Here is a 13,942-nt window from a genome sequence, read left to right on the forward strand (position 1 = left end):
GCTCCTATTTTCGGGCGGGCGGATCAGGCGGACACTGGCTCGTGCAGTTGCAGTGCCGCGTTTCGGACAAAATCCACGCTGGTATCGATCGCGGTAACTGGCAGCATATGCCCTCCGCTTACCAATGTCAGCCTGGCGCCAGGGACCTTCGCGGCGAATGCCTCGCCGTTCAGCTTGTAGTCGAGGATGCGGTCCTCGCGGCCGTAAAGGACGTGGATCGGCATCCTCAGCGTGCCATAGTGCGGCACGACGGCAGGCAGGCTCGAGGCTGCGCCGATCAGGTCTTCCGAGGCACCAAGGAAATGGCTCGGGCGCATTGCCAGCAGGCCGCCGCCGCGCATGGGGAAGTCGTCGGGCGCGCGGTCGGGGCCGAAGACGATGTCCATGACCTGCTCGCGATTCCTGATCGACATCGGGATCAGTAGTGTCCACGCCAGCAGCTTTCGCTTCCATGCGCTCGGGATCGTCATTGCCTCGAACACGGGCGAGATATGCTCGGGCGGATGCGTCAGCGGGGCGATCAGGGCCAGGCCGCCCACACGCTCGGGGTGGCGACTCGCCAGGGTCAGCGCAATCGCGCCACCCAGCGAGTGGCCGACCACCAGTGGCTTGTCGAGGCCCAACTTGTCGATCAGGGCGGCCAGCGTGTCGGCCTGCGCCGGCAGGTCGGCAGGGGTGCCGGGCGCGCGCGTCGAGTATCCGGCGGCAGGCCGGTCGATGGCCACCACCCGGAAATCGCGGGCGAGCGGTTCGATCATCCCGTAATCGAAGTTGCCAAGCTGGCCGGACAGGCCATGCACCAGCAGTATGGCGGGGCCAGTGCCGCGCTCGACAACATGCAACTGCGCGCCAGGGACGTCAATGAAACGCCCGGTCGGCGGCAAGGCGGCTTCGATCTTCCGGGTGGTGCGCCACGTGTACAGGAACAGCGCGAGGCCGATCAGTACCAGCAGCCCAACGACGGCGACGACGACGGAGAGCAGGGCGTTCACGACTGCACCTCCGCCAGGGCATCTTCCTGCGGCAAGGTCGCGGCGCCTTGTCTATCAAACTGCAGCACGCCATCCGCGATGCGGCCATGGCGAATGGTCATCATATCCATGAAGTAGTTCTGGTAGACGCGCCACGGCCGGCGGTCGCCCTGCCGGGGCAGCACGCTGGCGGCGCGTTGCACGTAGCCCGAAGAGAAGTCGAGGAATGGCATGGTCTGCACGGTTGGATCAACGTGCGGCACGGCGGAGCGGTAGCCGTGGCGATCCATGTAACGCAGCAGCCGGCAGACGTATTCGGCGGTCAGGTCCGCCTTGAGCGTCCACGATGCATTGGTGTAGCCGAAGGCCAGCACGAGATTGGGCACATCGCTGAGCATCATGCCTTTGTAGGCCATCGCCTCGGCCGGGCGGCGCGGCACGCCATCCACGGTGACGACGATGTCGCCCAGCATGTTCAGCTTCAGGCCGGTGGCCATCACCACGATGTCGGCCGGCAAGGTCTGACCCGAGGCCAGCACGATGCCGTCCTCGGTGAAACGCTCGATGGTGTCGGTCACGATCGAGGCGCGGCCCTCGCGGATCTCGCGGAACAGGTCGCCGTCGGGCACCAGGCAGACGCGCTGGTCCCACGGCTTGTAGCGCGGCGTGAAATGGGTGTCGACGTCATAGCCGGGCGCAAGCTGCTCGGCCGCCATGCCGATCATCCGGGCCTTGACCTTCTCGGGTTTGCGGCGGGCAAGCTGGAAGAAGAACATCCCCAGCAGCACGTTCTTCCAGCGCGTGGCCGCGTAGGCCAGCCCTTCGGGCAGCATCCGGCGCAGCTTGTGAGCGATCGCATCCTGGCCTGGACGCGTGACGATATACGTGGGCGACCGCTGCAGCATCGTCACGTGGGCCGCGGTTTGCGACATGGACGGTACCAGCGTGACGGCCGTAGCGCCGCTGCCGATTACCACCACGCGTTTGCCGGCATAGTCGATCGACGGGTCCCAGAACTGTGGATGCACCATGCGGCCACGGAAGTTCTCCTCGCCCGGAAACGTTGGCCGGTGTCCCTCCGCGTAGCTGTAGTAGCCGGCGCAGACGTAAAGGAAATGCGCGCGCAGGCGGACCCGGCTGCCATCGGCGGTGCGCTCGGCCTCGATCGTCCAGCAGGCAGAGCGGCTATCCCAAGCCGCGCTGACCACCTTGTGCCCGTAGCGGATGTGCTTTGTGATACCCGCCTCGTCGGCGGTCTCGCGAATGTACGACAGGATCGACGGGCCATCGGCAATTGCCTTGGCGCCTCTCCAGGGCTTGAAGCGGTACCCCAGGGTGTACATGTCCGAGTCGGAACGGATGCCCGGGTAGCGGAACAGATCCCAGGTACCGCCCATGGCCTGCCGGGCTTCCAGGATGGCGTAGCGCTTGCCGGGGCAGCGGTCCTGCAATTGTCGGGCGGCGCCGATACCGGACAGGCCGGCGCCGACGATCAGAACATCAAGGACTGCGTCATCAGAAGTGGGGGCGGTCATGACGGGAACCCGGATCAGTGGCATTTCTGACAACATAGGTTGTCAGAAGCAATCTGACAATAGGGAATGTCATAATGGCGCCCATGACTACCGAGCTCTCTCCCGCGCGCCGCTACCGTGGCGCCGAAGCCGAAGAACGGCGCGCCCAGCGCCGCGGGCAACTTATTGCCGCGGCCGTACAGGTCTATGGCGAGCGCGGCTACCAGAACGCGACAGTCAAGGCCGTTTGTGAGGCCGCCGGTCTTACCGAGCGGTACTTCTACGAGTCATTCGCCAACAGCGAGGCCTTGCTGCTGGCGTCGTTTCAAACAGTCACGGACCTGTTGCTGCAGAAGATCGAACTGGCCGGCGAAGCGGCCGGCGGCGATGGCGAGCACCGCGCATTGGCGATATTGCGTGCCTACTTCGGCACGCTGCAGTGCGAGCCCCGCTCGGCGCGGGTCTTTCTGGTGGAGATCCGGGGTGTCAGCAAACTGGTGGATGAGGCGCTCGGCCTCTCGCTGCGCGATTTCGGCGGGCTGCTGGCGCGTGTGCTGATGCCGGAAGGCAAAGAGCCGGATCCGATGCTGCTGGCCGGTGTGGCTGGCGGCATCATTCATGTGGCGCTGCACTGGATCCGTCACGGCTATGCGCCCGATGTCGATACCGTTGCGGCGACGGCGCTGCAGCTGGCGCTGGTGCTGAAGGATCGTCAGCGTTCCTGACGACCGGCGACTGGATACCGATTACTGCTTGGGCGCGGGCGTTTTTTCCTTGAACTCGCAGAGGGGTTCGATCGCGCAGTGCCAGCACTCGGGCTTGCGCGCCTTGCACACGTAGCGACCATGCAGGATCAGCCAGTGGTGCGCATCGTGCAGGAATTCTTTCGGCACGACCTTCAGCAGCTTCTGCTCCACTGCATCGGGATTCTTGCCGGGCGCCAGGCCAGTACGGTTCGATACGCGGAAAATGTGCGTGTCCACGGCGATCGTCGGCTGGCCGAACGCAACGTTGAGCACCACGTTTGCCGTCTTGCGGCCGACGCCGGGCAGCGACTCCAGCGCCTCGCGCACCGGCGGCACCTTGCCGTCGTACTTCTCCACAAGAATGCGGCACGTTTCCATTACGTGCTTGGCCTTGGTCTTGTAGAGGCCGATCGTCTTGATGTAGTCGATCAGGCCCGCCTCGCCAAGCGCCAGGATCTGCTGCGGCGAATGCGCAACCGGGAACAGCAGGCGCGTGGCCTTGTTGACGCCGACATCGGTGGCCTGCGCGGAGAGCAGCACCGCGATCAGCAATTCGAACGGCGAGCTGTACTCCAGCTCCGTGGTCGGCGTCGGATTGACCTCACGCAGGGTTTCGAAGATGGCGCGGCACTTGGCGGAGTTCATGTCGAAGGGTTGTTGTTGTCCTGCTTGTTTTCCTGTTTGTTGCCCTGCTCGCCGGCCGGTTCGTGCGTGGTCATGCCAAGCTTTGCCCGCCGTGCTTCGGCAGCGTCGATCTGCGCCTGGACGGCCGGCGAAACGTTCTCAGTGTTGAGCGGCCGGGCCGCAGCCTGCTTCTGTCGCGCGCGTTCAATGGCCGCCTGGATGATCGCCTTCTTGCGCGCCTGGGCTTCCTGTTCCGCGGTGTTGGCGACGGGCTCGGCCTGCAGCGCCTCGAGTTTGGCCGCGGCCTTGGCGGCCAGCCTTGCATCGTTTTCCTCGCGCTCCCGCACCAGCCGCACGCCGCGTGCGGCGTAGCGCGCGTGTGCCGCGTCGGCCTGTTCCTGTGACCACGCAGCCCATCCCGTTTGCTCGCCGGTGACCGGAATCATCTCGATGCAGTCGACCGGGCAGGGCGTCACGCACAAGTCGCAGCCCGTGCACCAGTCTGGCAGGACGGTGTGCATCTGCTTGGGCGCACCGACGATGGCATCGACTGGGCAGGCCTGGATACACAGCGTGCAGCCGATACAGAGCGATTCTTCGATCCGGGCGACCGCGCGGGGTTGCTCCACGCCGCGTTCCGGGTCGAGCGGCTGTGGCGCGACGCCGAGCACCGCTGACAGCCGCACGATGCCTTCGGCGCCGCCCGGGGGGCAACGGTTGCTTGCCGCTTCACCGCGCGCCATGGCTTCGGCGTAGGGGCGGCAGCCATCGAACCCGCACTTGGTGCATTGGGTTTGTGGCAGCAGGGCTTCAAGGCGATCCGCCAGGCTGGCGGCGGCTGAGGGGGTGGTAGTCACGACTGCGAAACGTATATCGAGGGACGGCTGGAATTTGGCACGCTTCTGGCGAGCGTGTGCGCGGCAAGGATTATCCCCGATTTCGTCGCGGGCCAGAAAAAGCGATGATGCGCTGCGTCACCTGTTCGGGGAGGAGCAGGGCGACGCGACATTGCTGTGTGCCATAATCCGCGCAACTCACAGACCAGGAATTCATGTCAAACGAGCCAAGAACCAAGCGGGACCCCGAGGGCACGCGCCGGCGCATTCTGGCTGCGGCCACGGAAGAGTTTGCCAAGGGCGGGCTGGCCGGCGCGCGCGTCGACCAGATCGCACGCCGTGCCGAGACCAACGAGCGGATGCTGTATTACTACTACGGCAGCAAGGAGGGCTTGTTCCTGGCGGTGCTCGAAAAGCAGTATGCGGAATTTCGCGCGGACGAGGAGCGTCTCCACATCACCGACGAAGACCCGGTTGCCGCCGTCCGCACGCTGGCCCGCTTCGTCTGGGACTGGTATTACAAGCATCCGGAGTTTATCCGGCTGGTGAACAGCGAGAACCTGCACGAGGCGCGGCACCTGAAGAAGTCCGCGCAATTGCATCAGCTCGTCAACCCGGTGGTCGACGTGCTGGCCGACATCATCAAGCGAGGACAGAAGCGGGGCCTGTTCCGCGATGACATCGACGTGCCGCAGTTCTATCTGACCATCTCGGCGCTCGGCTATTACGTGCTGTCGAATCGTTACACGATCAGTGCCGTGATCGGCCGGGACGTGGCCTCGGAGGAGGAGCACGATCGCTTTGCCGATCTGCATACCGAGATGCTGCTGTCGTACCTGAAGCGCTGAAGCTGTCGCCGGCATCGGCAGATAAAAAAACGCCCGCGAGTCTTCGCGGGCGTTTGACTTTGATGCGACGCGCGACGGTCAGGCGCGGTACTTGCGGATGAAATCGCGCAGTTCCGGATAGACGCTATCGCGCCAGCGGCGGCCCGAGAAAATCCCGTAGTGGCCGCATTTCTCGGCGGTCAGGTGTTGCTTGCGGGTTTTCGCGATACCGGTGCACAAGTCGTGCGCGGCAGCGGTCTGGCCGGCGCCCGAAATATCGTCGAGCTCGCCTTCGATCGTCAGCAGGGCAGTGCTCTTGATGTCCTGCGGACGCACGGGCTCGCCGTCGACGACCCACGTGCCATTGGCCAGGCGGAATTCCTGGAACACCGTGCGAATCGTCTCAAGGTAGTACTCGGCCGCCATGTCGAGCACGGCGTTGTACTCGTCATAGAACTTGACGTGCGCCTCGGCGTCGTCGGACCCGCCCTGGACCAGGCTCAGGTAGTAGTCATAGTGCGATGACACATGGCGGTCCGGGTTCATCGCCACGAAGCCAGCGTGCTGCAGGAAGCCTGGATAGACGCGGCGGCCGTGGCCCGGGTAGTTGGCCGGCACCGTGTAGATGACGTTGTTCTCGAACCACTCGTAGGACTTGTTGGTGGCGAGCGAGTTGACCGCCGTTGCGCTCTTTCGCGCATCGATCGGGCCACCCATCATCGTCATGGTGCGCGGGGTCTTCTCACCTGCCGACGCCATCAGCGAGATCGCGGCGAGCACCGGCACAGTCGGCTGGCACACGGAGATCACATTCAGGTTCTCCGCGCCAATGTGACGGATGAACTCCTGGATGTAACGGATGTAGTCGGACAGATGGAACTCACCATGCTCCACCGGCACCATGCGGGCGTCCACCCAGTCGGTCACATAGACTTTGTGGTCCTGCAGCAAAGTACGCACGGTATCGCGCAGCAGCGTGGAGTGGTGACCGGACAGCGGCGCGCAGACCAGCACGACCGGCTCGTCCTTGAGCAGCTTGATGGTGTCCGGATCGTCCGCATAGCGCTTGAAGCGCACCAGCTTGCAGAACGGCTTGTCCAGGATGGTTTGTTCGACGATCGGAATGTCGCGGCCATTCGAACGGACGGATTTGATGTTGAATTCCGGCTTTTCGTAGGCTTTTCCCAATCGGTACAGCAGTTCGTAGCCTGCTGCCAGCCGAGGGGCGCCGGGGACCAGTGAAAGGGGGCTGAGGGGGTTCGTAAATGTCTTTGCAGTCGCTTGGGCCCACGCGGTAAGCGGGTTCAGCATCGTGCGCTGGAATTCATGCAGTTGATAAAGCATGGGGGTACCTGTCTAGCCTTTCTTGTCGCCAACGGATGTCGTGCAACCGATTATGCACGGAATAGAACGATCGTGCTTTGCAGCATAAACCTCATCGTTGTACCTGCAAGTGGGGAAGACAATAGGGCATTTGCCTATATTCCAGATGACATTTCCGAGCGGCCAAAGAAAAAGGCGACCGGAGTGGCCTCCAGGTCGCCTTTCGCTGCCGGATGCCACATTTTGGTGCGGCACCCGTTCGATGTTGCCGGTTTAGTAGACGGCGGCGATCGCGTTCACCACGGCGTCGATGTTGCGGCTGTTCAACGCTGCCACGCAGATGCGGCCCGTGCCCACGGCGTAGATGCCGTGTTCGGTGCGCAGGCGGTCAACCTGGGCCGAGGTCAGGCCCGAGTACGAGAACATGCCGCGCTGGGCCTTCACGAACGAGAAGTCGCCCGGCACGCCCTTGGCGGCCAGCTTGTCGACCAGCGCATGGCGCATCAGCTTGATGCGGTCGCGCATTTCGGCCAGTTCCTGCTCCCACATGGCGCGCAGTTCCGGGCTGTTCAGCACGGTGGCCACCACAGTGCCGCCGTGGGTCGGCGGGTTCGAGTAGTTCGTGCGGATGACGCGCTTGATCTGCGACATCACGCGCTGGGCTTCTTCCTTGCCCGTGGTCACGATCGACAGGGCGCCAACGCGCTCGCCGTACAGCGAGAAGCTCTTCGAGAACGAGCTGGAAACGAAGAACGGCAGGCCCGACTCCGCGAACAGGCGCACAGCGGCGCCGTCCGGCTCGATACCCTCGGCAAAGCCTTGGTAGGCCATGTCCAGGAACGGGATCAGGTTACGTTCCTTGACCAGTTCCACGACCTGCTTCCACTGGGCTTCGTCCAGGTCCACGCCGGTCGGGTTGTGGCAGCAGGCGTGCAGCACGACGATCGTGTTGGCCGGGTACGACTTCAGCGATTCCACCATGCCGGCGAAGTTCAGGCCGTGGCTGGCAGCGTCGTAGTAGGCGTAGTTGACCACAGGGAAGCCGGCAGCTTCGAACAGCGCGCGGTGGTTTTCCCAGCTCGGATCGCTGATCGCGACCGACGCGTTCGGGTACAGGCGCTTCAGGAAGTCGGCGCCGATCTTCAGGGCGCCAGTGCCGCCGAGTGCCTGAGCCGTCACCACGCGGCCTTCGGTGATCAGGGGCGATTCCTTGCCGAACAGCAAGGTTTGCACGGCCTGGTCATAGGCGGCGATGCCTTCGATCGGCAGGTAGCCGCGCGGCGTGGCGGTCGTCAGGCGGGCCTTTTCGGCCTCCTGCACGGCGCGCAGCAGCGGAATTTTCCCTTCGTCGGTGAAGTACACGCCAACGCCCAGGTTCACCTTGGTGGCGCGGGTATCGGCATTGAACGCTTCATTCAGGCCCAGGATCGGGTCGCGCGGGGCCATCTCGACGGCAGAAAACAAACTCATTTGGGATCTCGTGGTCAGCTGTGTAACAAAACGGAGGGCGTAGAATCGCTTCGACTGCGCAGTGGCTGCAGCGGAACCTGGAACACACTCCTGACAGAACCTGACAGCAGCGTCGGGCAGACTGTGCTTGAACCAAGCCGCGCAACCCCAAGATTCTAGCGTATCCGCCAGTTTTCCTCAGGTATTTCCCTACGTTTATGACGAACCTTGCTGAAGCCGCCCCCGCCCTGGATGAAGACAAATTCGTCACGTTTCCGGGGTCTCCATTCCAGCTTTATCAGCCGTATTCGCCGGCGGGCGACCAGCCGGAGGCGATCCGCCAACTGGTGGAGGGCGTGGAGGACGGCCTGTCGTACCAGACGCTGCTGGGCGTGACCGGCTCCGGCAAGACCTTCACGATGGCCAACGTGATCGCCCGGATGGGCCGGCCGGCCATTGTCTTCGCGCCAAACAAGACGCTGGCGGCACAGCTGTATTCCGAGTTCCGGGAGTTCTTCCCGCGCAATGCGGTCGAGTATTTCGTCAGCTACTACGACTACTACCAGCCCGAAGCCTACGTGCCGCAGCGCGACCTGTTCATCGAAAAGGACTCGTCGATCAACGAGCATATCGAGCAGATGCGGCTGTCGGCGACCAAGAGCCTGCTGGAGCGGCGCGACACGATCATCGTCGCCACGGTGTCGGCGATCTACGGTATCGGCAATCCGAGCGAATACCACCAGATGATCCTGACGCTGCGTACTGGCGACAAGATCAGCCAGCGCGATGTCATCGCCCGCCTGATCGCGATGCAGTACACGCGCAACGAGACCGACTTCCAGCGCGGCACGTTCCGCGTGCGCGGCGACACGCTCGACATCTTTCCGGCCGAGCACGCCGAGATGGCGGTGCGCGTCGAACTGTTCGACGACGAGGTGGATTCGCTGCAGTTCTTCGATCCGCTGACCGGCCGCGTGCGCCAGAAGATTCCGCGTTTCACGGTCTATCCCTCGAGCCACTACGTGACGCCGCGCGAAACGGTGCTGCGCGCGATCGAGGACATCAAGGTGGAGCTGCGCGAGCGGCTGGATTTCTTCTACAAGGAGAACCGCCTCGTAGAGGCGCAGCGGCTCGAGCAGCGTACGCGGTTCGATCTGGAGATGCTCACCGAACTGGGCTTCTGCAAGGGCATCGAGAACTATTCGCGCCATCTGTCGGGCGCGAAGCCGGGCGAGCCGCCGCCGACGCTGGTTGACTATCTGCCGCCAGACGCGCTGATGTTCCTGGACGAGTCCCACGTGCTGATCGGCCAGTTAAACGGCATGTACAACGGCGACCGCGCGCGCAAGACCACGCTGGTCGAGTACGGCTTCCGCTTGCCCTCGGCGCTGGACAACCGACCGCTCAAGTTCGACGAGTACGAGCGCAAGATGCGCCAGGCGGTGTTCGTGACAGCCACTCCGGCGAACTACGAGAAGGAGCACGCGGGGCAGGTGGTCGAGCAGGTGGTGCGGCCGACGGGCCTGGTCGATCCGGTGATCGAGGTGCGGCCCGCCACGACGCAGGTGGACGACCTGCTTGGGGAGATTCATCAGCGGGTCAAGGTCAATGAGCGTGTACTGGTAACGACGCTGACCAAGCGCATGGCGGAGCAACTGACCGAATTCCTTTCGGAAAACGGCGTGAAGGTCCGCTACCTGCATTCGGACATCGATACCGTCGAGCGCGTGGAAATCATTCGCGACCTGCGGCTTGGCACGTTCGACGTGCTCGTGGGTATCAACCTGCTGCGCGAGGGGCTCGACATCCCCGAGGTGTCGCTGGTGGCGATCCTCGATGCGGACAAGGAGGGCTTCCTGCGCGCCGAGCGTTCTCTGATCCAGACCATCGGGCGCGCCGCGCGTAACGTCAATGGCACGGCCATCCTGTACGGCGATCGTATGACCGACTCGATGAAGGTGGCGATCCGGGAAACCGAGCGTCGCCGCGAGAAGCAGATGGCCTTCAACGAAGCCAACGGCATCACGCCGCGAGGCGTGGTCAAGCGCATCAAGGACATCATCGACGGGGTCTACAACGCCGACGACGTCAAGGCCGAACTGACGGCCGCCGCCGAGCGGGCCAGGTACGAGGACATGAGCGAAAAGCAGGTGGCCAAGGAGATCAAGCGCCTGGAGAAGCAGATGCTCGACCACGCCAAGAACCTGGAGTTCGAAAAGGCGGCCCAGGTGCGCGATCAACTCGCGAAGCTGCGGTCGCAGGTGTTCGGGGCTGGGGCCGAAGGCGATCATCTCCTGCCGCCGTCCGCGTAAGAGGTCGATCGGGGATCACCCCGAGCCACGGCGTATCGCCGGCATCCTATAGTGGTTGGGGCGGAGACGCCGGATCACGGACAAGGAGCACACCATGGTGAGTCAGTTCGAATATGGTGGTTATGCGGTAGTGGCCCGTGCAGTCCCGCACGCGGGCGGTGGGTTTGCCGGGGTATTGACGATTGCCGACGCGTTCGGCGAGCCTGGCGGCCCGACTTTCGAGACGGAAACCGGCACGGCGCATTCGCCCGAGGCTGCGCTTGCCCTGGCGGAAGCCGAAGCCATGCGTACGATCGACGCCGGTGAAGTGAACTGACGGGCCGGCAAGGCGAAGCATCCGGAAGCGCAGGTCGCAGGAGACAGGCAATGGCCTATAGCAGTGAGTGGAAGAAGAGGGTTTTCGAGACGCACGAGATTCAGGTGCTGGTGAAACCCCGTTCACCGATCGCATGGGAATACACGGTGCGGGTGTGCCGCAAGGGCACGAATATCCGCGCTGCCAGCACGATGGTGGAAACAGCGCCACCCTCCGAGCGGTACGGAACGCCCGAAGAAGCCGAGGCGGCCGGATTCGCACGTGGCAAGGCGATCGCCGAGCAACTCTGACCGGGCGAAGTCGTTTCGGCGTCAGTCGGCAGGCGGTAGAATCGCGCCGATGAAAAAGTACGCCATTTTGATGTGTTGCATGGGCAATATCTGCCGTTCCCCGACGGCGGAGGGTGTCCTGCGCGCCAAGCTCGAGGCCGCCGGCCTTGCCGATCTGGTCGAACTCGATTCGGCCGGCACGCATGACTATCACGTGGGCAGGGCGCCCGACGCGCGCAGCCAGCGCCATGCGCTGCGACGCGGCTACGACTTGTCCGCACTGCGTGCCCGGCAGGTGGTCGTGGCGGACTTCAGCCGCTTCGACCTGGTGCTTGCGATGGACCAGGCCAACCTTTCGGCGCTGCACGCGCTCCATGCCGATGCCGGCGCCGACAAGCTGCGCCTGCTGATGAGCTTTGCCACGCAGCACAACGCCGAGGAAGTGCCCGACCCGTACTACGGCGAGGGCGATGGTTTCGAGCGCGTGCTGGACTATATCGAGGATGCCTGTGACGGCGTGATCGAGATGTTGCGGAAGCGGCTGACCTGATGCTGCGTTCCCTGTTTCGAAAGTGGCGCGAGTCACGCAATGCCAGCCTGCAGCTGGATGCCATCCTGGCCGCGGCCGACCCCGATGCGCTGCTCGCCGACCGAAATCAATGGCTGATCGAACTCGCCTACTGGCTGCGCCGGGACGGCAATCTCGATGCCGGCGCGGAGGCGGGCGGGGCCGGCAGCCGCAGTTTCCCGGTCCATGTTCGCCTGCGTTACCTGCTACAGGTGCTGGCCCGGCATCCCGACTGGGCCGACAGCTTCGCCCGCACGGTCCGCTCGATCGTGCGCGACAACGATCCGACCTCGCTGTTCTGCGATACCGGCGTGGCCTCCCACCCGGGGATCTGGAGCGAGATGGCAGACCGGCTCCAGGCGCGCTTCCTGCCGCCGCCTCCGAATCGCAGCGATATGGCAGGTCTGTTCGCGCTGCTGTTTGTCGATGAGAACGACGCTGACTGGGTAGAGGCACTCGACGACGAACTGGTCGAGCGGTTTGCCCAGGCGCTGCTGGTGGGCGCCGAGGATGGTGCGGATGGTGGTGCGGAAGAAGGCGATGGCGTCAAGCGCCTGCGCAAGGCGCGCGAGGCGACGCTGACGGCCAGCATCCAGGTTCTGGTGAGCCAGGTGAGGGCGACGGGGCTGAGTCAGGCGATCCGCAGCCGCCTGCGCGGGCGCGTGGACGAGACACCGTTCTTCCGCCTGGACCGCGCCGTCGCGGCATTGTGCGAGGACGGACTGGCGCACGATGATGGTGCATTCGTCCATCGGCTCAATTACTTCCGCGGCCTGCTCGACGGTTGCCACGCAGCCGCGCGCCAGGTCTACGAGGATCTCGAGGAAAACGGTGTCTCCGTAGAAGTGGTGTTCCAGATCGAGCGGATGAAGGCTCGCCTGGCACGTATCGATCTGCTCCTCACCGCATGGGTTGATCCCTCGCACCATGGGCGGCACGCGCACCTGATTGCCGAGTTGATCCGGTCGACGCAGGCGCGGCGCAGCGTCGGGCATCTGATGAGTTCGTCGTTCGCGCAACTCGCGCGCAAGGTCGTCGAGCGTTCGGCCGAGAGCGGCGAGCACTACATCACGCGCGATCGCAAGGAGTATCGCGAACTGATGCGCGCCGCGATGGGCGGTGGTCTGGTTACCGTCCTTACCGTCTACCTGAAGTTCCTGATCTACGGGCTTCACCTGGACAAGTTCATCGAAGGCTTCCTGGCCTCGCTGAACTACGCGGGCAGCTTCCTCGCGATCCATTTCGCACATTTCACGCTGGCCACCAAGCAGCCAGCCATGACCGGGCCGGCGCTGGCGCACCGGCTCGACGGCGCGGGGCGGCCGGAAGGGCGCGAGATTTTCGTCGACGACACGATCGCCATGATCCGGTCAAATGCGGCCGCGATCTTCGGCAACCTGTCCGTGGTGTTCCCGGTGGCGCTGGCGATCGAGTGGGGCGTGGGCAAGGCGTTCGGCGCCCACTTACTGACGCCCGCGAAGGCGATCGCGACGATCGAATCGTTCTCGATCCTGGGTCCCACGCCGCTCTATGCGATCTTCACGGGCGTGCTGCTCTGGCTGTCGAGCCTGATCGCGGGATGGGCCGACAACTGGTTCGCGCTGCATCGCGTGCACGACGTCATGGCCTACAACCGGCGCTTGCGCTATGTGCTCGGTCAACGCGGTGCGATGCGCCTGGCCGATTTCTGGAAACGCAATCTCTCGGGCATCACGGCCAACGTGTCGCTGGGCTTCCTGCTTGGGCTGGGGCCGGAGATCCTGAGCTTCTTTGGTCCGCACATGGAAGTGCGTCATGTGACGCTTTCGACTGGTTCGATCGGCGCGGCCATTGGCGTGCTTGGGCTCGATGCGCTGCGCATGCCGTCCCTGTGGCTAGCGGTGGCGGGGATCGCGCTGATGGGGGTGTTGAACGTGGCGGTGAGCTTCGCGCTGGCTTTCAACATGGCGCTGCGCTCGCGCAACCTGCGTCGGGTCGACCGGCGGGAAGTGGTGCGGGCGGTGCGTCAGCGCATTCTCCGGCATCCGCTTTCATTGCTGATTCCGCCGCGTAAAGCGCCGGATTCGGCACCCGAGGGAAGCCCGTCGTTATAGCGAGTGGAACACTGCATTGCAGCAAGGGGTACTTGACTGATTTAGTCGGAAAATCTTATACTCGACCGAAATCCTCAAGTATTCCTCCCCGAGC

Annotated in this window: 13 protein-coding genes; 7 read left to right on the plus strand and 6 right to left on the minus strand. The window is 64.0% G+C overall.

The genetic code is table 11. The annotated features are described in order from the left end of the window. Positions 1 to 23: 23 nt before the first annotated feature. A complete protein-coding gene (locus RMET_RS05085) occupies positions 24 to 992 on the minus strand; it encodes an alpha/beta fold hydrolase (protein ID WP_011515810.1) in 969 nt (322 codons plus the stop codon). Then, on the minus strand, positions 989 to 2,506 hold the full coding sequence (locus RMET_RS05090; protein ID WP_011515811.1) for a flavin-containing monooxygenase: 1,518 nt from the start codon (positions 2,504 to 2,506) through the stop codon (positions 989 to 991). Before RMET_RS05090 ends, RMET_RS05085 begins: the two co-directional genes overlap by 4 nt. Before the next feature lie 74 nt (positions 2,507 to 2,580). On the opposite strand from RMET_RS05090, the gene RMET_RS05095 reads away from it, so the two are divergent. Further along, positions 2,581 to 3,210, plus strand: coding sequence for a TetR/AcrR family transcriptional regulator (locus RMET_RS05095; RefSeq protein ID WP_008649315.1), 630 nt, complete (start codon positions 2,581 to 2,583; stop codon positions 3,208 to 3,210). Positions 3,211 to 3,231: 21 nt separating this feature from the next. On the opposite strand, the gene nth is transcribed toward RMET_RS05095, so the two are convergent. Both nth and rsxB read right to left on the minus strand, forming a co-directional pair. Next, the gene (nth, locus tag RMET_RS05100) at positions 3,232 to 3,876 is read right to left on the minus strand and encodes an endonuclease III (RefSeq protein WP_011515812.1); all 645 of its coding nucleotides are present in this window, start codon (positions 3,874 to 3,876) and stop codon (positions 3,232 to 3,234) included. Then, a complete protein-coding gene (rsxB, locus tag RMET_RS05105) occupies positions 3,873 to 4,712 on the minus strand; it encodes an electron transport complex subunit RsxB (protein WP_011515813.1) in 840 nt (279 codons plus the stop codon). The genes nth and rsxB overlap by 4 nt, the downstream gene beginning before the upstream one ends. 194 nt (positions 4,713 to 4,906) lie before the next feature. On the opposite strand from rsxB, the gene RMET_RS05110 reads away from it, so the two are divergent. Continuing rightward, a complete protein-coding gene (locus RMET_RS05110; RefSeq protein ID WP_011515814.1) occupies positions 4,907 to 5,539 on the plus strand; it encodes a TetR family transcriptional regulator in 633 nt (210 codons plus the stop codon). A gap of 78 nt (positions 5,540 to 5,617) precedes the next feature. On the opposite strand, the gene RMET_RS05115 is transcribed toward RMET_RS05110, so the two are convergent. Then, complete coding sequence (locus RMET_RS05115; protein WP_008649308.1) at positions 5,618 to 6,862, minus strand: polyhydroxyalkanoate depolymerase; 1,245 nt, start codon at positions 6,860 to 6,862, stop codon at positions 5,618 to 5,620. A gap of 252 nt (positions 6,863 to 7,114) precedes the next feature. Further along, a complete protein-coding gene (locus RMET_RS05120) occupies positions 7,115 to 8,311 on the minus strand; it encodes an amino acid aminotransferase (protein WP_011515815.1) in 1,197 nt (398 codons plus the stop codon). A gap of 197 nt (positions 8,312 to 8,508) precedes the next feature. On the opposite strand from RMET_RS05120, the gene uvrB reads away from it, so the two are divergent. From uvrB to RMET_RS05145, 5 genes are all read left to right on the plus strand, one after another. Continuing rightward, complete coding sequence (gene uvrB, locus RMET_RS05125) at positions 8,509 to 10,602, plus strand: excinuclease ABC subunit UvrB (RefSeq protein WP_011515816.1); 2,094 nt, start codon at positions 8,509 to 8,511, stop codon at positions 10,600 to 10,602. Between the two features lie 94 nt (positions 10,603 to 10,696). Then, a complete protein-coding gene (locus tag RMET_RS05130; protein ID WP_008649303.1) occupies positions 10,697 to 10,918 on the plus strand; it encodes a hypothetical protein in 222 nt (73 codons plus the stop codon). 50 nt (positions 10,919 to 10,968) lie between these two features. Then, a complete protein-coding gene (locus tag RMET_RS05135; RefSeq protein WP_008649302.1) occupies positions 10,969 to 11,208 on the plus strand; it encodes a hypothetical protein in 240 nt (79 codons plus the stop codon). Between the two features lie 49 nt (positions 11,209 to 11,257). Further along, a complete protein-coding gene (locus RMET_RS05140) occupies positions 11,258 to 11,737 on the plus strand; it encodes a low molecular weight protein-tyrosine-phosphatase (RefSeq protein WP_011515817.1) in 480 nt (159 codons plus the stop codon). Continuing rightward, positions 11,737 to 13,848, plus strand: a complete 2,112-nt coding sequence (locus RMET_RS05145) for a site-specific recombinase (RefSeq protein ID WP_011515818.1) — start codon at positions 11,737 to 11,739, stop codon at positions 13,846 to 13,848. The genes RMET_RS05140 and RMET_RS05145 overlap by 1 nt, the downstream gene beginning before the upstream one ends. Positions 13,849 to 13,942 lie beyond the last annotated feature (94 nt).

Source organism: Cupriavidus metallidurans CH34 (genome assembly GCF_000196015.1).
Lineage (GTDB): Bacteria > Pseudomonadota > Gammaproteobacteria > Burkholderiales > Burkholderiaceae > Cupriavidus > Cupriavidus metallidurans.

Coding starts and splice junctions, on each gene's coding strand:
- RMET_RS05090 (WP_011515811.1), bottom strand. CDS start 2,506: ATGACCGCCCCCACTTCTGATGACGCAGTCCTTGATGTTCTGATCGTC.
- RMET_RS05095 (WP_008649315.1), top strand. CDS start 2,581: ATGGCGCCCATGACTACCGAGCTCTCTCCCGCGCGCCGCTACCGTGGC.
- nth (WP_011515812.1), bottom strand. CDS start 3,876: ATGAACTCCGCCAAGTGCCGCGCCATCTTCGAAACCCTGCGTGAGGTC.
- RMET_RS05110 (WP_011515814.1), top strand. CDS start 4,907: ATGTCAAACGAGCCAAGAACCAAGCGGGACCCCGAGGGCACGCGCCGG.
- RMET_RS05115 (WP_008649308.1), bottom strand. CDS start 6,862: ATGCTTTATCAACTGCATGAATTCCAGCGCACGATGCTGAACCCGCTT.
- RMET_RS05120 (WP_011515815.1), bottom strand. CDS start 8,311: ATGAGTTTGTTTTCTGCCGTCGAGATGGCCCCGCGCGACCCGATCCTG.
- uvrB (WP_011515816.1), top strand. CDS start 8,509: ATGACGAACCTTGCTGAAGCCGCCCCCGCCCTGGATGAAGACAAATTC.
- RMET_RS05130 (WP_008649303.1), top strand. CDS start 10,697: ATGGTGAGTCAGTTCGAATATGGTGGTTATGCGGTAGTGGCCCGTGCA.
- RMET_RS05135 (WP_008649302.1), top strand. CDS start 10,969: ATGGCCTATAGCAGTGAGTGGAAGAAGAGGGTTTTCGAGACGCACGAG.
- RMET_RS05140 (WP_011515817.1), top strand. CDS start 11,258: ATGAAAAAGTACGCCATTTTGATGTGTTGCATGGGCAATATCTGCCGT.
- RMET_RS05145 (WP_011515818.1), top strand. CDS start 11,737: ATGCTGCGTTCCCTGTTTCGAAAGTGGCGCGAGTCACGCAATGCCAGC.